This window comes from Lactobacillus sp. B4007 (genome assembly GCF_026535895.1).
Taxonomy (GTDB): domain Bacteria; phylum Bacillota; class Bacilli; order Lactobacillales; family Lactobacillaceae; genus Lactobacillus; species Lactobacillus panisapium.
The window spans coordinates 1-19,987 of the sequence record NZ_JAFNPA010000004.1 but is presented as its reverse complement, the minus strand read 5'-3'; the positions used below and the strand labels follow the sequence as shown (position 1 = coordinate 19,987).

Here is a 19,987-nt window from a genome sequence, read left to right as displayed (position 1 = left end):
CTTGGATGGAGAAATTTACAAAAGAATCTTTGGCAAAATACGATGGTAAGAACGGTAATCCCGCTTACGTTGCAATTAATGGCGACGTTTACGATGTTACTGGTAACCCACACTGGGCTGAAGGTGAACACCACGGCAACTTGGCAGGACAAGATTTGACAATTGCAATCGGTCAAGCACCTCACGGCACAAGTGTTTTGGGCAAATTAAACAAAGTTGGTACCTACGAAGACTAATCTAAGTTAACAATTAAACTGAGGACTAATTCTCGATATTCAATCGGGGATTAGTCCTTTTAGTTTTGCATTGACTTTTTGACTGCTGTTTCTAGTTCAGTTATTTTCTTTAACTTCACTTCGAAAAACTTAACCCTTCACAGGAGCGAGCAATTATGTATAAAGCATTATTCTGTTTAGTGCCAAATTATAAGCACTATCTTTAGTCATTTGATTCAAGCTATTTGAGCAATTTTTTAGTTCACAAAATTACGTAGCATACTTAATCCTGAACTAGATTCCGTTAAATATTAAAATATATTTATATATAAATTAAATAAGTATTGATATTAATTAAAAATAAGTTATAATAATCTTTGTAAGAGAAAATGAAAAAGCTTTTAATGTCATTACTAGCAGTATCTTCATTAGCTGTAGCAGGTGTTGCAACCGTTCAGGCAGATGCACAAGACAATCCAACATTTGAAACATTTGGAGCTAAAAAACTGCAGTTAAATCTTTCCACTTTGATAAAAACACTATTACTGGTGAAGAGTCAAACTTTAATAGTTATAGATATGTAGTAATCCCAGCAAAATCCAAACAAACTGGCTATACTAATCAGCAAATTGGTGGAGCATGGAATTATAAGAGATATTTACATACCAATTTTTACCAAGGCGGCTATTAATTATCAATAAAAAGTAAAAATGGTAGGGCTTAGTACCCTATCATTTTTATTAACATTACTTTACTTATCAAGGAGACAGCTATGCTTGAAGTTAATAATCAGGCCATTAAGACCCGGCAACCAATTCTGCATGATTTTAATTATCAATTTTTGCCAGGTCAATTTTATCAAATTGCTGCAGAAAATGGCTTAGGCAAAACTAGTTTTTTGCGCGCAATTACAGATTTAATTCCTATAGCTACAGGAAAAATCCTTTTAGATGGTAAATCATATTCTCAAAATAAAGAAAAAGTTTTTTTCTTTGAGAGTAGTGACTGGCTTAATCCGAATCTCAATAGTTTAGACTACTTGAAATTTGTCAAGAAAATGTGGAACTCAAGTGCTAGCTTAACAGCAGAAATGGAATTTTTAGGTGTACAAGATTATGCAAAAGTTCCTATAAAAAAATATTCATTGGGTATGAAGCAAAAATTGCTTGTAGCTATGTATTTTGTTAGTGATGCAGAATATTATTTAATGGATGAAATAACAAATGGCTTGGATGAAGAAAGTCGCAATCAACTATACGACCGTCTATCTAAAGAAGTTATTAAGAAAAATAAATGTATCATTATGACCTCTCATTATAGTAGTGAGCTAAGGATTGTAAATTCCCATCACTTAGTTTTAGATAAGCAAATGATGCGTGAGGTACCAGAATAATGGCATACTTTAGTTTTCAATTAAAAAAAGTCATCAAATCCAATTTATCAGTAATTACCTTATGTATTTTAATAATTATCTCCTTTGGCGTTCTGTATCTTAATGTAATGCAAGTTAATAATGGTACTTCAATAAAAGGTGATGCACAAGGCAATATTGCAATGCAGCAAAATGTTATTGCTCAAGATAAGCAGGCATTAAAAAAGTATTCGCCATCTAGCGAAAGTTATCGAAGAACTGAAACTGCACTTAAGCAAGCCGAGAAGCAGTTACAAGTAAATCAAGCTATAGTTAAACATATTAACAATAATCAATGGATTCCAGTTTATCAAATAAAAATCAATGACATCAAAAAAATTAAAACTAGTAATTTAAGTGATAATGAGCGTAATTTTATTATTGGAGCAAAGAAACGATATCAGTATCTAATTAACCATCCAATGCCCTACGAAAGCGATGCAGCTATTACTGGTAATCAACTTTTATTGGATTTAAACCAATCTTATTGGCCAATCTTATTTACGTTAGTAATTATTGTTATTCTAACGTATCTATATACTGAAAATTATAAAAATGGCTTGGATATTACATCTGTCCTGCCAATAAATAAATTTAACAATCTACTAATTAGTTGCTCAACCGGAGTTGTAATTAGTTGCATAATGTTTTTTCTACTAAGCCTATTAGTCTTTACTGGATCTTCTTTAATCTTTGGGACTGGAAGTTTACAATATCCCACGATCATCCATCATTTAGTTAGTGGTCATCAAATAGTTGATCTAGTTCCATTAGCCTCACTAATCCCCCAATTTTTGATTTTGCAAATTCTGGAATTTGTCTTTTTAGCCCTATTTATTCAATTATTAGCCAAACTATTACACAACCAACTATCAACACTATTATTAGCGGTACTCATAGTAATTGGTATGGAATTGTCAATAAATGTTATTGTTCCTTTCACCAAAATTGCTCAGTGGATTCCTAGCACATATCTTAACTCATTCAAAGTTGTTTCAGGTGAAATTGCTTATAACCTGAATAATTATCAAATTAATTTTACAAACGGATTAATTACTTTACTTATTGGGACACTCATATTATCCATATTAATTTGTTTGCTAGATAAAGTTAGGGCCCATTATTTTAAAAGTGTAGAGGAACAATAATGGAATATCTTTTATTTGAATTAAAAAAAGTTATCAAAAACAAGTTAGCTCTAATTAGTATTTCTATCCTAATTATAATTTCAGGTATCGTTTTATTCATGAACCTGCATGCCGAATCAGAATTTACTTTACAGGCAGGTGCAAAAAAAGAAATCACATACTACCAAGCAGAAAATGCTAAGCTAAAAAAGAAACTTTTGCAGCAAAAGAAGAATAGCGATCTTTATAGAGAAACCAAGTATGCTATCAAGATCAATGAAAAAATCTCTTCACAAGATTATCAAATACAACAAGCTGCTCAAGCCAATAAATGGCATCGTGCCTATACACTTATGTGGGAAAAAAAGAAAAAAGAAAAAAAGTATTTAGAAGCAATTGACTCTAATCAAATTAATCAAGCGCAAGTAAAAGAGCTAAATACTAAACTGGATTTCTTTACTTATTTAAAACTAAAACCTCTAGCCTATGAAAGTCAAGATATGCCAGTAACAGGTATCCAATTTTGGTTACACCTTAATAAGCAATATTTGCCTTATTTATTTACCCTAGTGGCCTTATTTATTTTAACCCTACTATTCACAGAAAATTACAAACAAAAGCTCAACCCTACAAAGCTTATTCCTATTAGCAAATTACGCTTAACCTCAACAGAAATTACCGCTGGCTTAATTTTAATTGGTGGAAGCTTTTTAGTAATAAATTTATTGATGTTCATTGCTGCTACATTCTGTGCAGGTTCAGGAAACCTAGAATTTCCATATTTGACCCATAGTTTTGTTAACGGTAAGGTAACTAATAACTTTGTGGCAAGTGGAAAACTGATTTTACCAATTATTACCTTACAAATTTTGGGCATATTATTTCTAGTAGTTTTAGTTAGACTTTTTGCAAAAATTTTTCGCACACAGCTCCCTACATTATTATTTACTCTTTTATTAGTTCTAGGAGTAAACATTGCAGAAATAGCTGTTCCAATATTTAAACAAATCAGTGCTTGGTTGCCAATGACTTATTTGAATGCAGTTGATTCAGCTTCAGGCTATTTAGGATTAATATATCAAAATTCTCATTTAAATTTTGCTTCCGGAATAATCGTTTTACTTTTTAGTACAATAGTTATTCTGGGCTTGACCTTTATAATTGAAAGCTTGCAAAAATTTTAATCAAACTATTTGAAGCCTAATAATGCAGTGATTGCTACCCTCATGTTTAGACAATTTTTTAAATTTTTGGGTAAAATACAATAGTAAGAACTGGACTCATGCTTATGTTGCAATCAAAAACCGCTTTTGCTTATGGCAAAGCGGTTTTTTGTTACTCTTTTGAACTTTAATAATTGTTTAAACCAGGCTAACTTTACAATAGTTTCAAGAAAACAGAGGCAATAATAATTGATGCAACAGAAACAGTAGCAAAGCCACCTACCAACATCTTAGGCATCATGTTTTCCATCAGATAAGCCTCTTCTTCCTTATTATTAGCTACTTCATGCGAAACTTCACTCGTAATTACATAATCGGCTGGAAAACCGCACAAAGATGTTAATGAGCAAGCATAGGCCATTTGCCAAGTCATTTTAAATGGTTTTGCCAAAAGACTAGAGGCAATAAACATACCTAGTAAGCCAAGCATGATCAAAACGATGATATGCACAATGATCGTGCCCATTTGGTGTGGCGTAGTAAGGCTCAATTGAGCAAAAATATACGCTAACAAACCATACATTAACCAGTTATAAACACCAGCTTTAGTTAAGACATCGGATTCCAAGAACCCTACTTGATGGGCCAAAACACCAAAAATTAGACAAATGACATTTGAATTAAGATCAATGTGCAGGTAAGTTTTTAATGCAATAGACAGACCACTGCTAAGAGCGGCAATTAAGGCCACTTTGACCAAAATAAATGCAGAAGTTTGGTATTTAGCAGGCATTTTCTTAAAAAGATTATTTTCATTCGAATCATTATCTAACCCAGTTGGTACCGTTTGCTTAACAGGCTGTTTCTGATATTCATTTACCAGGCGACCGCCTTCTTTTTTCAATAACCAAGAAATTAACGGATAGCCAAATAATGAGTGAAAAATAAACATTGATACAGGTAAAGCAACTAGAGTTTGTATTCCCTGAGCTTTTAATCCATCTGTCATCAAAAGAGCCGAGACTAATCCACCTGTTAATGGCGGAATTGCCGCAACAACAGTGTGCCAGTCAAAAATCAGCGTACCAATCGTTAAAGTTAAAATTAGCGTACCGCAAACGCCTAAAAGAGCGAAAGCCATAGACAATAGGTAGCCTTCAAGTGTTTATATAAATAACCGACGCACATTCCACCCAGCAATAGCTGAGCGGCAGCCCATTAATCTGGTACGCTCATCTTCTTGAAGGAAAGTACCAATTAAGCTAATTGCAAGTAGATTTGCTAAACCGATACCAATACCCAGAACACCACGCGAAATTAATACAATAATATATGAATTTGAAAACTCTAGAATAATAGAACTAACGGCAGCTATTGTAATCCCTAATAGTGCTGTTTGCTTTTGATCAATTTTTTAACAATTACTCCACTTACCAAAACAAACACAGTACAAACATTGAAAAAATTATTATTATCATTTCTACATTAGTTAAAGAAACATTACTAAAAGTTTTGGCCATTATTGGAATAGTTGCAGTTATTACGCTTGCAGCTTGTTCAACAATATTTAAGAATAATAATGTAATAATCAGCATTATCTTTTTAGTTTTAATCATTTTTTTAAACTTTAAAAAAAAACAAATAACCTCCGTGCACTAAGATTATGAGTTAACTATAATTAAAATGATAAACAAATACTTTATCAATATTATTTTTTATAAAATATCACTATAAAAAATGCGTTTTACAAATGAATAACTTATATTATTTACTAGAGCATTTCAGTACTTCTATTAAACTGCCAATATTTTTGTTTGATAAAAACAAGAATATCGTTCATAAATTTCAAAATAGCTTAATTTCCAACTTTCCCAAGTCATATCTCAAATACATTAATGAAATTTACTAAAAACGCAATTTATTTGTATATAACTTAAAAAAGATAGTTTTAGTGTGATTTATCTTTCTCATGCTAAAATCATATAGTTGTCTTATGGTATAGCTTACATAACTTAAACAATTTGCAGTCTTATATTTTAGGCTCTTCCAAAAACCGCATCATCATTCAAACTGATCATGGCAATATTTTAAAGAACAACTAATAATAAACTTTTTAAAACTAGGAAATGTCAAACTGTTTGAAAATCAATTAAATTATTTTATTGACAGTGGCTCGCCTGAAAAATGGTTAGCGACAATTGACTTACGTGAGAAAAAAGATCTTCTAATTGTTTCAATTACGCTTTTTACCAGAGCGGCAAATCAGGGTGGCATATGACCTGAAGCAGCCTATAATTTGAATGATCTTTGCATCCAAAAAATAAACTAACATTGGAAAACTTTTTAAGCAGTATACGAAATTATCGCCAAAACAATACCGCAGTAATTTTCAAGTCTGAGACTTTACCCGATCAACAATTTACACTATTAAAAAACTTCATAATATTTAGATGATTTAGTCTAAATACTATTGAGTAATTTTATTGTACTTGTTTTCTAGTACTGAGCTATTTGTAAGCCCTTTAGTTTAGAAATTGCCAGCTTATTTGATGCAGACGTCAGATAAATTTGGCTTTTTATAGCGCCAAGTATTTTTCGGCATTACGCAAATCCTCAATTGACAGCTGTCCTGGTGCAGAAGTTTGTCCAACCGCGCCAAAAGATAAGCTTGAACCAAAAACTTGCCCAGCAATCCTAGTTACCTTGCCAATGTCACCCATTGCCATTGTAATTAACGGATTAGTAATTGCCGCATGTGTTTCAGTTGTCGCCTGCAAAAGAGTTAAAACGTCACTGGCACTATGAGGCATACAAGCAAGCTTGGGCACATCGGCACCAAGCTCTGCCATTTTTTTCAGCCGAAATTCAATAACATCTTTAGCGGGAACTTTTTCAAAATCATGATTGCTCATAATTACGACAAGATTGTAATCATGTGCAAGATTAACCAGATTCTGAACCCGTTTTTCATCATGGAATAATTCAATATCCACGGCATCTCCAAGGCGATTAGTAATTACTGTTTCTATCAGCTTGAGGTAATCATCTTCAGTTAAATCACAGACGCCACCCTCATTTTTAGTACGAAAAGTAACTAAAATTGGCAACTCGCCAACCGCTTTGCGCAGTTTCTTAGCCGTAGTAATTAATTGTTCATGATCATTAATCCCAACAGAATAATAGTCAATGCGCCATTCCATTAAGTCAGGCCGAGCTGCTAAGATTTCCGTCGCTGAATTAATAATTTCGTCTTCATTTGAGCCAACGTTAGGAACCGCAATCTTGGGCAAACCTTCACCTAAAACAATATTTCTAATTTTTACTGTTGCCATTGGTTTAACCTCAATTATTTATTGTCGTCAGAAAACATAATCTCACGAATATAATCGGTTGGCATATCTTTTCCGGTCCATAGCTTAAATGATGCGGCTCCCTGATCAATCATCATGCCGATTCCATCATAAACATGTTCAACGCCAGCTTCTTGTGCAACCTTCATTAGCTTAGTAGTTCTTGGCGAATAAACAGTATCAAAGACAACCATATCCTTGTGGAACCATGATGGATCTGAAACCAAAGTTTTATCTTCTAATGGCTTCATACCAATACTGGTAGCATCACAGTAAATATCACTTTCAGCAATTGAATTTTTAAATGCTTCTTGGTCTGAAAGCTCAGTTAACGAAACTTTACAATCTGTTTTTTCTTGAATAGTTTTTACATTCTTTTCAGCTTGTGCCCACTTATCATCCTTAATATTAAATATTCTAATTTCTTTGGCACCATCAAGTGCAGATTGAACAGCAATTGGTGTAGCAGCGCCACCGGCCCCAGTCATGGTCATAACCTTACCCTTAATTGAAATGCCTTCGTCCTTAAGGGCCTGCACAAAGCCAATCCCATCAGTCGTGTAACCCGTTAAAACGCCATTGTCATTAACAATTGTATTTACCGCATCACACATTTCCGAAGCAGGAGATAATTTATCAAGATACTTAATAACTTCTTTTTTATTAGGCATTGAAACATTTGAGCCCCGCATATCTAATGTCCTAATTGCATCTACAGCTTTTTCCAACTTATCATTACCTATCTCAAAACAAAGGTAAGTGTAGTTTAAACCTAATTTAGCAAAAGCATTGTTATGCATTGTTGGCGACATCGAATGCCGAATCGGATATGCCATTAAACCAATTAGATAAGTATGTCCATCTAACCAACCAGTAATCGGACCATTAATTCCCGTAATTTTATTAGCCATTTTAAAACTCTTCTTTCTTAAAAATAAATCCTTATTTAATATTCTATTTAGCTGAGGCACCAGATACAGTATCTGCTTTTTCTGCCGGTGTCGATAAAATTCGCTGGCAATTCGCATTATCTGCTGCTTCTGTGCCAGCAACAAATCCAGATGCATAACTCCATGAATTCATCATACTTGGCATTGAATCATGACCATTAGCTCCCCCAACTATTTCACCGGAAGCATAAAAATTAGCAACAGGATTGAATTCCTGATCAAGCAGCTGCATTTGCTTATTAGTTTCATAGCCACCTAAGGTCGTACAAAAACGGAGCTTTTGCTCAATCACGTAATAAGTAGATCCTTCATATTCGTGCATAAATTTAGCTGGACGGTTAAATTCATGATCCTTGCCGGCTTTAACTTCATCAGCATAATCTGTTAATGTTTTCTGCAAATTAGTGTAGTTAATACCGGCTTTTTGCGCGACTGTTTGTAGATCACCTTTGACTAAAATTGGACTCTTTTTGCCGTCAAGATCAAAAAAGCCCTGAACTTCATCTGCCGTAAAACCATATTTCAGCAATAATTCGTAAAACCTGTCCCAAGTTCGCTGATCCATAACAACAAAGGCAATTTTATCTTTTTGAGCAGCGATTGCATCCCTAAAATGAGTATAAGGTGCCGATTCATTTACAATTCGCTTACCACCGGTATTAACAAAAATAGCCCCCATATCAGTAGCTTCTTTAGTTGAATATGTCGTCAATTTTGCAATCCCCGGTTCTACTTCTAGACCGTGTGGGTAAACCTTATACCAGTCAAGATTGCGTGCTACTAAATTCATATTTTGAGCAAAGTCAAAATAATCACCAGTTGAAGTCATTGGCCCATAGTATGGAATTTTAGTTTTATGCTCGCGATAATCACGTGCACCCCAGCCACCAGCTGCCATTACAAGTGATTTAAAATTAACTTTTACCGTTTCGTGCTTGCCTTCAGCAACCAGTGAAACTAGCTTACCTTGATCATCTTTATTTAGTTGTTCAACCCTAGTTTCAAGTAGAATTTTTCCGCCTTTTTTCGTAAAAGCTTCTGCGACTTTTGAAACTAATTCATAGGAACTTTCTGATGGCATCTCAATTTGGCGGTCGACTGAATGCTCAATTGTTTGCGTTTCAGCTTTTTGATAGGTAAGATTGGCAAACTCTGTGATGAAGTCCACGGCTTTACCAATATTATTAGCTAAAAGCTGCGATAGTTCTGTGTAATTGGTTCCACGACTTTCACGAGTGATGTCTTTTACAAGTAATGCTGGAGAATCTTTTTGTGCTTCTTCACCAAATAAATTAGCAGAAACTTTTGATCCGGTGCCAACGACATTTGACCCATTAAGAATGGTTGCACCGCCAATATAACCGTTTTTTTCAAGCACAAGGACATTTTTTCCGAGCGCCAGGGCGCGCGCAGCAGCCATTAAACCTGCCATTCCTGAACCAATAACTGCAACATCGACATCTAAAGTTACATCGCGGTGCTCTGGTTTTGATAATTTAGACTGAATGGCAATACCGTTTTCCTTAAGCGCCTTACTACCAGAGTCTAGCATTGCCTGGGTCATAATTGATGCACCAGAAACGGCATCAACAGCAAAACTTTGATTTTTAATGACGTTTTCTTTGAGCTTGCCAACTACTTGTTTAAAAATACCAGGCGTTTCCGAACTTTTAGTTACTTTGATATCTTCAATCCGATCATTGGCCACAGCAATATCAAAATCAATTTGGCCATTACGTCCCATTGCCTGGGCTTTAATTATTTTTTCTGACATAATTACTTTTATCCTTTATTTTTTTAACCGCTTTCAGTATATAAAATTAATAATCTATAAAAAATAAATTTATTCTTTAAAATTAATAGAAATAATTTATTAAAAATTGTCGTAGAAAAAATTTGGTTGTTTAAAACATAGCTTGATAATTATTATTTGTACCAAACTATAGTAATAATTTGGCTATAGGATATCCTATAAACGTCATAATTATAATTGAAATAATTGCAAAAATTGCTCCCCAAACTAGCATATCTCTAGCAGATGTATATTCTGTTCCAATTGCAACAGGATTTACCCCTGCTTGACCTGCTGGAGTCATATTGCAGACAGCTGCCCCAAATCCAATTAATATAATAATTGCTGCCAAATTGATCCCATTAGTAGCCCCATTTAAAGAGCTAATTACTGAAATTGCTACTGACGAAACAATAGTTGTAGTCACAATATTTGAAGAGAAATTTGTTTCAATCACACACCATACAACAAAGAAAAGAACTAATAGTATTTCAGGTAATCCCTTAGCAATAGGACTCATTAAATTGGTTAGACAAGACTCTATTCCCATCTGCTTAGCGGTTAAAACTGTCCCCACTTCACTAGCTACTCCAACCATTAAAACTGAAGGCCATGATATTCCTTTAGTTACAACTTCGTTAAAATTTAAAATACTTTTACCATTAATATTAATAACCATTAGAATAATACAACCAAAAAGTGGAGGAAAAGCTGTTGTCCAACTATTTATTGTTGTATAAACTGTTGGAAAAATTCCTTTGATAAAACTAGGAACTACCCATAGAATTACGACTAAAGACATTGTAGCTAAGATGATTTTTTCCTGATTATCTGCACGTTTAACGGTTCCTTTTAATTTTTCAACTTCACTTAGATTAATTTTATTAATATCATTAGGACGGTAAATAAAGCGAAAGATTAATAGCATTCCAGCAATAATTAAGATACCTACAGGAATACCAACCATCATGTATTGTAGTTGTGAAATTTCCTTACCTGTTGCTCCTTTATAAAAACCAAGTGCTAATGTAGGCCAAACATGTGCAATTGCTGTCATTCCTGAAGATAAGTTAACACAGAAAGTTGTACCCATCGTAATCATACTGCCAACTTTACTGCCCTTTTTTATATGAAGTACTTTAAATATGTCAATAAGAAATGGTGTAAAAGTAACCATTAAAACAGTAGGGGATATAAAAAGGCCTAAAAAAGTAACAGCTGTGAACAAGAAAATCACAAATTTCCACGGACTTTTTTTCGCAAATCTATTAGTAATCAGAGCAATAGTACATCTTCTTATAAAATTAGTTTGAGATAGAGGATACACTAATGCAAAAGTAAAAATTAAAAATGCAACGGTTGCATTGCCAAAAGTGCCAATAAAGGCTTGTTGATAACCCACACTAGGTAACAAACCTATTAAAAACAAAACTATTAAACTTGGCCAAGAAATAGAAATTGTTGTCCACATAACTAAAGCTGCTATAAAGATTCCTAAAGCCCATAATCCTTGTTTAGTAACTCCATTTGCAGCCGGTATTACACAACCAAAGAGCAAAACTATTAAAAAAGAAATTAATAAAGATAAATATGTCTTTTTTTGCTTATTCATTGTATTGTCCTTTTATAACAAGGCTTTCTGCGATAAAAGTTCTTGTTGAACCTTTCCAACGTCTACACTTCCGAAAATGCTTTGAATGCCTGCGGCCACACCTGCAGCCTGCCCAGTAATATAGCAAGTACCCATTACTCTAATAGATGCCTGTGCAATGTGATCAACTGAAATTAAGCGACCTGCTCCCCATAAATTATCTATATTCGCTGCCCTTAAGGAGCCAAATGGTATGCTCGCATAATCATTATCAGGCATATGTTTATATTCAAGCCGATTATCTGCATGATGTATTTCGGGACTCCATGCAGCGCGACCAATTGAATCAGTTCGTTTAACAGTATTTAAAATATCTTTGCCTATTAAAGTTACCTCTCCCACCATACGCCTTGACTCACGAATTCCTAATTTTGGCCCAGAGTTAATTAAGGTTGCTTTTGCACATCCATCAATATATTTTTTAATGACCAAAAAATAACTGTAAACTTGCTTTCTAAGACTAATTTCCGCTTTTGTTAAAGCTTGTCCACTTAATGATTCTAAATCTACACTTGGCAAAGTTAAAAAACCATTCGTATCTTTATCATTTTTAATAAATACTCCCTTTTCCTTATTTAAATATGGAATATGATCTTTTTTGCCCTTTTTGATAGCGTTCTCTATTTCTGTCATCGAAATTTCTCTGGCTGGAATATTATCTATCCTGAAAACTAGTGAAGCTTGCTGAACAAGATGTGTATTTTCATCACCCCAATTAGTTTTAAGTCCTGCCAACTTAATTAAGTTGCCATTACCACTAGCATCAATAAAAGTCTTAGCTCTAATCTCCAAAAGTCCTTCATCATCGCTACAAATTAAGCTTTTAAGATGCCTTTTTTCTTTTTTAACTTCAACTACGCTGGTGTGCAAAAGAAGCTGCACATTACTTTGCACAAACATATCATCAAAAATGGTTTTCATTATTTCCGGATCAAATTTTATAGATACATTACCAGTTGAAGATGATGGGTGTGGTGTAATATCCATACCTGCTTTACTCATTTTATTTAAAATCAAATCCCCGATTCCCCCAACTACTTTTTCTGGTTTTTTGCCTCGGGTATAAAAGCCACAGTATGCAGCTACTTGTGAATTAACACCCTGACCACCTAGTGCGGATTCACGTTCAACTAAAATTGTTTTTGCACCAGTATCTGAAGAACTTAGAGCAGCAGCAATGCCAGCCGCTCCACCACCGACCACTGCTACATCATATATTAATGTTCTATACATAAAATTATTCCTCCCTCCATTATATAAACCGCTTTCATTATCTATAAATTAAGTCTCACATAAAACAAAGTGTAAAAAAATAAAAAAGAGTAGCTAAATTCATAGATTTTTCTAATTAATTCAGCATACTCTTTCTTCTTATTTAGTTTATACAACTTAAAATTACATATCTTTTATGGTTATTCAAAACGTAATCAAGTTTTATATTAATCTATTTTTAGCAAGATAATTTTTTTGACAATATTGCTTAGCATAATTTTGAAATCGATTAGTTGCTGGCGCTAAAAAATGGCTACTTTTTGTAATTATATAAAGTTGATGATTTGTAATTTTATTTTTAATATTAAGTAATTTAACAGCATCATTACTCAACTGTGGCAAATTAGGGACTATTGCTACTCCAAATCCCCAATGTACAAAGCCAATAATAGTATGATCTTCAATAGCTTCAATTTCAAACTTAGGATGAAAATTAGTCGTATCAAAAATTTCATTAATTCTTGGTCTTAAGCCACTTTTATCTGAATACATAATAAAGGGATAGGGTTTTAATTCGCTCAGATAAACACTATTCTTACTAGTGAGAGCGTTAGTTAATGGAACTGCTATTTTCATTTCCTGATCAACCAAATGATGAATAATTAACTGCTCATTTTTCTGCTTAGGCTTAGAACTAAAAACTAAATCTAACTCATCATTCAAAAGTGAATCAATTAGATGTTCAGTAGTATCCTGTTTAAAAGAAAATTTTACTTCATTGTTAAATTTTTGCTCTTTAAATCCACTCACTAAACGTGGAATTAAATCTTGACCTAATGTATAGGTAAAACCCAAATTAATATGCCCACGTTTAACGTCAACTAGTTCAGAAATATAATTAGCACCTAAATCTAATTCATTCAAACATTTTTGAACATATTTTAAATATATTTTTCCATAATTTGTCAACCTAATATTACGTCCATCTTTTTCAAATAGTGGTACTCCTAGTTCTTTTTCGATATTATCAATGGCATAGGATAAAGAAGGTTGAGAAATATTTAGATTTTCAGCAGCTTTTTCCATGTGTTCCGTATGTGCTAATTCTACAAAAAATTTTAGATGTCGTAAGTTCATATAATTCCTTTAGTTTTAATATATCACATGTAAATCATAAAATAATTCTATTAATAAAGCAAACTAGCCTTATTTATCCATCATTTGTAAGCGATAACATAATAATGGAAAAGAAAATATTTTAGTTGGAAGAAGAAAAATTTTTAACTAGCAAATAAATTACCATTTATGTAAACTAACATATTTATTTGCTTAATAAGGATATGTCAACTATTGATTATCGCAAGTTTTTTTAATAACACCAACTAGTTAAATTCTAATCTTTAAAAGGAGTAAAATATGAAAAATAAATATACACCAACTGCAATAGCCCTTTACTTTAATTACTTTGTTCATGGTATGGGCGTCATTATACTTTCACAAAATGCTGCAGCTCTAGCTAAACAATGGGGGACCACTCAAACAGCAGCTTTAGCAGTTGTTTCAGCCTTAGGAGTTGGAAGAATTATTAATCTTCTTATTTCAGGCATTTTATCAGATAAGTTTGGTCGCAAACCATTTGTTCAAGTTGGCATTATAACCTACTTTGTTTTTTTCATAGGAATTCTAATTTCTCCTAACACTTTTGTCGCTTATATCTTAGGCATCTTGGCTGGAATGGCTAACTCATTTTTAGATACAGGTACTTATCCAGGATTAATGGAAATTTATCCCAATTCAAAAGGTACTTCTAATGTGGTACTAAAAGCATTCATTTCTGCAGGGCAATTTCTTCTTCCTTTTATTGTCAGTGGTTTGGCTACTGCACACATGTGGTATGGATGGTCATTCTTAATTCCTTCTGCAATTTTGCTAATTAACTTTGTGTTCTTTTTATTTGGTGGTGCTTTCCCTGACTCTAAAGAAGTTGCTAAAGCTGACGAATCTAAAGTAAGCAAAGTTAAAGAAAAAACTGACACTACTGTTAAAAGTAACTTATTGATTGACGGTACTTTATTCATAATTTATGGATATATTTCTCAAGCAACATTTTACTTAGTTAGTCAGATGCTAACTCAATACGGTCAACAAGTCGGCGGAATGGCTCAAGGAGCTGCTCATTCCTTGGTTTCATGGTATTCACTTGGCTCTATTGTTTGCGTACTTTTAACTGCATTTTTAGGGAGAAAATTTAGTGAAATTCAATTTGTTCCCATTTATACTTTAGGAGCGTTTTTATCTATTTTATTAATGTGGCTATTTCCAACTAATGCAGGCTTGATGTGTATTTTATCATTTTTAGTTGGTTTCTTTGCAGCTGGAGGAGTTATGCAATTAGCATTAACTGTTATGGCTGAATTCTTCCCTGCTGGAAAGGGTACAGTTACTGGTTTCTTTTATACTGCTGGCTCTATTGCGTCATTTACTATTCCATTATTTATTGGGTGGATTGGTAATATGAAAAATATTATGTTTCTAGATGTCGTTATTGCTTTTATAGGTTTTATTGATACTTTTTTAATTGCAATTCGTTATAAAAAATTGTTTGGTAAACTAGGAAAATAATTATTTAACAGTTAATTTTTTAATAAACTCAAACATAAAGTTAGTCCTTTGTTTGGATCATAATCTAAGCAAAGGATTTTGCTATTTTCAAACCGATTGTTAAACAACCACCACAAGTATTTAATTAATTATACAAAGTTAGAGCTTTCCTCATACTTATTTAAATAATTAAAATTATAAAAACCAATTTTTGTTATAAAAAGCAAGCATAATATGCGGTATACTGAGTTTATGAATGATACTAATCGCATTTTTACAAATAGAAAAATCCAAAAAATTAGTAGCCAAATAAGGAATAGTTAAAAAATATATTTATGACTGATTCAATTACCCAAAATGCCACTCGAGCTCTTTTATATGAAGTTGTCACCCTTCCTAAGCCTGGTCTTGTCGACCCGCTAAGTCCAGGACCGCATCAGGATATGAATATCTATACTTTCATTGATAGCAGCTTGAGTTTAACTAACTACTTTACTGCTGCGTTTAATATTGGTCATGATTTTAAAGCAGCAGACTTAACAGAAATGTTTTTTAAATTGCGGCAAAAAGGAATGGCTGCTGAAAAAGACATGTTTCAGGCTACTAATGGTATTAATACGCATAAAGGTGCAATTTTTGCTTTAGGAATTTTTGTCTGTGCTGAAAGTTATTGCAAAAAAAATCAAACTGAAATTTTTACTACGATTAAAAAAATGTGTACCGGCTTAGTTGAACACGACTTAAAACTACATAATCAGTTAAAAACTGCAGGAGAAAAAGAATTTCAGCAATATGGTGCGGGCGGTGCACGTGAGCAAGCTGAACTGGGCTATCCAATTGTCCGCGATGTAGCTCTACCGTTCTTAAAAAAGCGGACAGGGAGTCTTCAAACCAGATTGTTAGATACCCTAATGAAAATCGCTACGGTAACTGTTGATAGCAATTTAATCAAGCGAGCTGGCAACTACGAAATTATTAATTGGCTTCAAAATAAGGCCACTAGTTACTTAAAGCTAGGCGGCTACAATTCTGCCGCTGGGAAAAAATACCTACAAGAACTTAACCAAGAATGCCTAGAAAAAAATTACAGCTTGGGTGGTTGTGCAGACTTATTAATTGTGACTATTTTTATGGCACTTGAACGGGATTACTTGTAATTTGAAATAAAAAAATAATAGTTAGCCTAATTGGTTAACTATTATTTATTTTTGTCAGAAAAGTTGATTGCAATTAATGCTGTGAAGCGCCTGTAGCCACATCAGTGTCTTTTATTTCACCACATGCCGTATCGGCTGCAATTCGACCAAACGTAAAGATATCTGCTAACGAATTACCGCCTAGACGATTACCAGCATGTAAGCCACCTGCAACTTCACCCGCAGCATACAACCCATCAACTACTTGCCCGTCTTTATTAATAACTTGTGCTTTCGGATTGATCTTTAAACCACCCATTGTGTGATGAATAGCGGGTTTACGCGGTGTAGCATAAAATGGCGCTACTTCACATTTAAGGTTGAACGCACTCTTGCCGAATTCGGGATCCTCGCCTGAATCTACGTAAGAATTATACTTTTTAATAGTATTAACTAAAGTATCTGGATCCATACCGGCTTTTTGTGCTAATTCTTCAAGCGTATCGGCTTTCAATAAAGTTCCGGCTTTTACTTGTGCCTCTAAAGATTCTTCGGTTGTGTTATAAGCGGTTTTCTTAATCTTTTCATCAGCAATTAAGTAGAAAAGCGTTCCATTGGCAATTGCGGCTTTAGCCAAGGTGTCACGCTCCGCAAATTCATTTACAAAACGTTCACCCTTTTGGTTAACCATAATAAAGTTTTCTGGCGGTGTTTGGATACCGGTAAATAATTCACCCGTTTTTGGATCGGAAACTGGCATTAATTGAATAAAGCCCATGCCTACTAAATCAACGTTAGCTTCTTGCCCCAAAGCAATGCCATCACCAGTAATAGCAGGAGAATTAGTTGTGGCAATATCGTCATCAATATGCTCCCAATAAGTATTGTATTTTTGTACCATCTTAGTATTAGCACCAAAGCCACCAGAAGTTAAAATTACTTTTTGAGCATGAATTGTTACTTTGCTGCCATCATTACTTTTAGCAATTACACCAGTGACGCGATTATTTTCAGTAATTAAATGAGTTGCCCGCGTTTCGGTCAAGATTGTAGCACCGTGCTCTTCAATCCATTTACCCAATACACTAATAAAAGCATAGCCCATTGGCTCAACTGGCTTATGGCCTCTGCGCCATAAAGCGCCTACGGGCATGGTTACCTCACTGCGGTCAAATTTAACTCCCAAATCAGTCAGCCAATTGACAGAATCGAGTACATTGTTAACTAATTCAGTTACTAAAGCGTAATTACCGTGAATTTCATTTCCGTTTAAATCAGTCCGCTTACCACCCAAATAAGTTTGAATTTCGTGAAGCAATACTGAATCAAATAAGTAATCTTTCCCCGACTCAACGTAATCATTAATTTGTTTTTGCAGCTTCTTGAAGTCTTCTTGGTATTCTGGGTCAATTTCATCAATTGGCATTGCTGCTAATTTTTCTAGGCTTTCTTTTTCACCGGCTAAAGCTTTAAATTGATTTTGCCATTCTGGTTCCGCTGCATTAAGTGGACCACCCGCACGAGTTGTATTGCCACCAATCTGAGGATACTTTTCAAGCACAACAACCTTTTTTCCGTTTTGAATTGTTCTAGCAGCTGCAGCAAGCCCTGCACCACCTGCACCAATTACAACGATATCTGTATCCAGTACCTGATCTTGTCCACCAATAACGGCTGGCTTAGCACGGTCTTTCCATTCTTGCGCATCACCACCGGCTTCATTAATTGCCTGAGCAACACCATCAACAACACCATGACTGGAAATTGTTGCGCCACTCACCGCATCAACATTCAAAGTTTGATTGGCAATAATTTCTTTGGGCAAACGCTTAAAAACTTCATCGGCGACACCCTTAGTTTCACCGCTAGAATCGATACTAATATCTTTAATGCTATCTTCCGAAAGTGTGACTTTCATTGGCATAAAGCTTGAACCATGACCTTTTGCTTTCACATCATATGTACCTGGTTTCATCATGCTTTGCTTCCTCCTTATTGAATACTTAGTAATTAAATTTTACTAAGTTTCATACGCAAGGTGAAATAGTTTTATAGCAAGCAAGCCATAACAAAAATGCTATTGGCAAAAGAAGCCAACTGGTACTTCTATCCCTTTGATCGTTTATACTACCAACTGTTAGTTTCAAACTTAAATTAATTATGAACTTGCTTTGATGATTGGTCTCTTATTTTTAGTGAGTAAAGTAATATTAAGTTGCCCAAGTTGTTAAGCCACGAGTAAGATATAATTGAGATATTAATGGAGGAAATAGATGAAAGATCCAGAAATATTACAGCATTATATCGATGTCTTGTTAAAAGAAAGCAACTTTACCCGAGCTGCACACGAGTTATACATTTCTCAGCCATATCTAACACAACTAATTAAGAGGCTAGAGCGCAAATTAGGGGCCAAAATAATTAATCGTGAAACAATACCGTTTACATTAACTGAAGCTGGCATTATTTATTACCAATATCTCGAAACGGCTATTTCTAACAATCAGACTTTAATTGAGCAATTAACCCCATTTTCCATGCCTAATAAGGAAGTAATTCGAATTGGTGTATTAGAAAGCTTAGGAACTTTTCTTTTGCCAGCACTTCTACCAGATTTTTTAGCCAAAAATCCCAACATCAAAATTCAATTGTCTGAAACTTATCCTCGTAAAAATGAAACCAAACTTTTAAATGAAGAAATTGATTGTTATCTAGGACAAACACCAGAATCACTCAATCATGGAATAGATTTTTACGTCAATGGTGGCGAAAATTATTACGTCATCATATCGCCAAAGTCGCCTTATTTTAAAAAGGGGCGCTTTATTTTAGAACCTAACGAATATGATATTAAAGATATTCTCCAGGAGCCGTTCGTTGTTAGTTCTGCCAATTCAGCAATTAGACGGCAAGTAAATGGGGCCTTTCAAAAATTTCACGTTAAACCAAACATTGTCTTAGAAAGCAGCAGCATTTTAACAACCACTAACTTAGCAATCAAAGGTGTAGGATTAACAATTTCTGCGGCCAGTATTATTAAGCGAATGGCCCAAACCCCCATTAATCTACTTCCGCTTGACAATAACTTAATTCAAATTAAATATTTTATTGCCGTTAAGCATAGATCTCATCAAACTGAGGGATTGCAAAGATTAATTACGGCATTTACCGATCTTAAAATTCAACCCAGCATCAAGTAGACGATAAAAATTACTAGAAATCACTTTGGTACAAATAGTTTAATTATAAAACCGCACAAAAAAAGAGGACTATCATTAGTCCTCTTTCTTACTTGCTCCGGCTGTCAGACTCGAACTGACGACATCTTGATTAACAGTCAAGCGCTCTACCAACTGAGCTAAGCCGGAATATTAAAAAA

At 34.0% G+C, this 19,987-nt stretch carries 16 protein-coding genes, 1 tRNA gene and 1 pseudogene; 8 read left to right on the top strand and 10 right to left on the bottom strand.

Translation table 11 applies throughout. The features are described 5' to 3' along the window. Positions 1-5 precede the first annotated feature (5 nt). From J3U54_RS06980 to J3U54_RS06960, 5 genes are all read left to right on the top strand, one after another. On the top strand, positions 6-236 hold the full coding sequence (locus tag J3U54_RS06980; protein WP_103752724.1) for a cytochrome b5 domain-containing protein: 231 nt from the start codon (positions 6-8) through the stop codon (positions 234-236). Between the two features lie 368 nt (positions 237-604). Further along, positions 605-799, top strand: a complete 195-nt coding sequence (locus J3U54_RS06975) for a hypothetical protein (RefSeq protein WP_220235039.1) — start codon at positions 605-607, stop codon at positions 797-799. A gap of 188 nt (positions 800-987) precedes the next feature. Continuing rightward, a complete protein-coding gene (locus tag J3U54_RS06970) occupies positions 988-1,608 on the top strand; it encodes an ABC transporter ATP-binding protein (RefSeq protein ID WP_267385575.1) in 621 nt (206 codons plus the stop codon). Continuing rightward, a complete protein-coding gene (locus J3U54_RS06965) occupies positions 1,608-2,774 on the top strand; it encodes a hypothetical protein (protein ID WP_267385574.1) in 1,167 nt (388 codons plus the stop codon). The genes J3U54_RS06970 and J3U54_RS06965 overlap by 1 nt, the downstream gene beginning before the upstream one ends. After that, positions 2,774-3,937, top strand: a complete 1,164-nt coding sequence (locus J3U54_RS06960) for a hypothetical protein (RefSeq protein WP_267385573.1) — start codon at positions 2,774-2,776, stop codon at positions 3,935-3,937. The genes J3U54_RS06965 and J3U54_RS06960 overlap by 1 nt, the downstream gene beginning before the upstream one ends. A gap of 193 nt (positions 3,938-4,130) precedes the next feature. On the opposite strand, the pseudogene J3U54_RS06955 reads toward J3U54_RS06960, so the two are convergent. From J3U54_RS06955 to J3U54_RS06925, 8 genes and pseudogenes are all read right to left on the bottom strand, one after another. Next, positions 4,131-5,060 (bottom strand): annotated as a pseudogene (locus J3U54_RS06955) (hypothetical protein); the annotation flags it as partial. Positions 5,061-5,081: 21 nt separating this feature from the next. After that, positions 5,082-5,270: a hypothetical protein gene (locus J3U54_RS09095; protein ID WP_323807538.1), complete on the bottom strand. Its 189-nt coding sequence runs from the start codon at positions 5,268-5,270 to the stop codon at positions 5,082-5,084. A gap of 1,222 nt (positions 5,271-6,492) precedes the next feature. Continuing rightward, on the bottom strand, positions 6,493-7,248 hold the full coding sequence (aroD, locus tag J3U54_RS06950; protein ID WP_220235034.1) for a type I 3-dehydroquinate dehydratase: 756 nt from the start codon (positions 7,246-7,248) through the stop codon (positions 6,493-6,495). A gap of 14 nt (positions 7,249-7,262) precedes the next feature. Beyond that, positions 7,263-8,177 (bottom strand): shikimate dehydrogenase, encoded by a 915-nt coding sequence (locus tag J3U54_RS06945; RefSeq protein ID WP_220235033.1) that lies wholly within the window; start codon positions 8,175-8,177, stop codon positions 7,263-7,265. 43 nt (positions 8,178-8,220) lie between these two features. After that, positions 8,221-9,990 carry an FAD-dependent oxidoreductase gene (locus J3U54_RS06940; RefSeq protein ID WP_267385572.1) on the bottom strand — a complete coding sequence of 590 codons (1,770 nt, stop codon included), beginning with the start codon at positions 9,988-9,990 and terminating at the stop codon, positions 8,221-8,223. Positions 9,991-10,156: 166 nt separating this feature from the next. After that, positions 10,157-11,620 carry an SLC13 family permease gene (locus J3U54_RS06935; protein WP_103752714.1) on the bottom strand — a complete coding sequence of 488 codons (1,464 nt, stop codon included), beginning with the start codon at positions 11,618-11,620 and terminating at the stop codon, positions 10,157-10,159. A 12-nt stretch (positions 11,621-11,632) separates the two neighbouring features. Then, positions 11,633-12,892: an FAD-dependent oxidoreductase gene (locus J3U54_RS06930; protein WP_103752713.1), complete on the bottom strand. Its 1,260-nt coding sequence runs from the start codon at positions 12,890-12,892 to the stop codon at positions 11,633-11,635. Positions 12,893-13,093: 201 nt separating this feature from the next. Then, complete coding sequence (locus J3U54_RS06925) at positions 13,094-14,008, bottom strand: LysR family transcriptional regulator (protein WP_267385570.1); 915 nt, start codon at positions 14,006-14,008, stop codon at positions 13,094-13,096. Positions 14,009-14,287: 279 nt separating this feature from the next. Here J3U54_RS06925 and J3U54_RS06920 point away from each other — a divergent pair, with 279 nt between their 5' ends. Both J3U54_RS06920 and citG read left to right on the top strand, forming a co-directional pair. Further along, positions 14,288-15,493 carry an MFS transporter gene (locus tag J3U54_RS06920; RefSeq protein WP_267385569.1) on the top strand — a complete coding sequence of 402 codons (1,206 nt, stop codon included), beginning with the start codon at positions 14,288-14,290 and terminating at the stop codon, positions 15,491-15,493. Between the two features lie 314 nt (positions 15,494-15,807). After that, entirely contained in the window at positions 15,808-16,629 is an 822-nt protein-coding gene (gene citG, locus J3U54_RS06915; RefSeq protein ID WP_267385568.1) for a triphosphoribosyl-dephospho-CoA synthase CitG, read from the top strand. Between the two features lie 73 nt (positions 16,630-16,702). Here citG and J3U54_RS06910 read toward each other — a convergent pair whose 3' ends face one another. Further along, complete coding sequence (locus J3U54_RS06910) at positions 16,703-18,583, bottom strand: flavocytochrome c (RefSeq protein ID WP_267385688.1); 1,881 nt, start codon at positions 18,581-18,583, stop codon at positions 16,703-16,705. A 298-nt stretch (positions 18,584-18,881) separates the two neighbouring features. Between J3U54_RS06910 and J3U54_RS06905 the strand changes: the two genes are divergently transcribed. Continuing rightward, entirely contained in the window at positions 18,882-19,808 is a 927-nt protein-coding gene (locus J3U54_RS06905) for a LysR family transcriptional regulator (protein WP_103752709.1), read from the top strand. Between the two features lie 95 nt (positions 19,809-19,903). On the opposite strand, the gene J3U54_RS06900 is transcribed toward J3U54_RS06905, so the two are convergent. Beyond that, positions 19,904-19,976, bottom strand: a tRNA-Asn gene (locus tag J3U54_RS06900). Positions 19,977-19,987 lie beyond the last annotated feature (11 nt).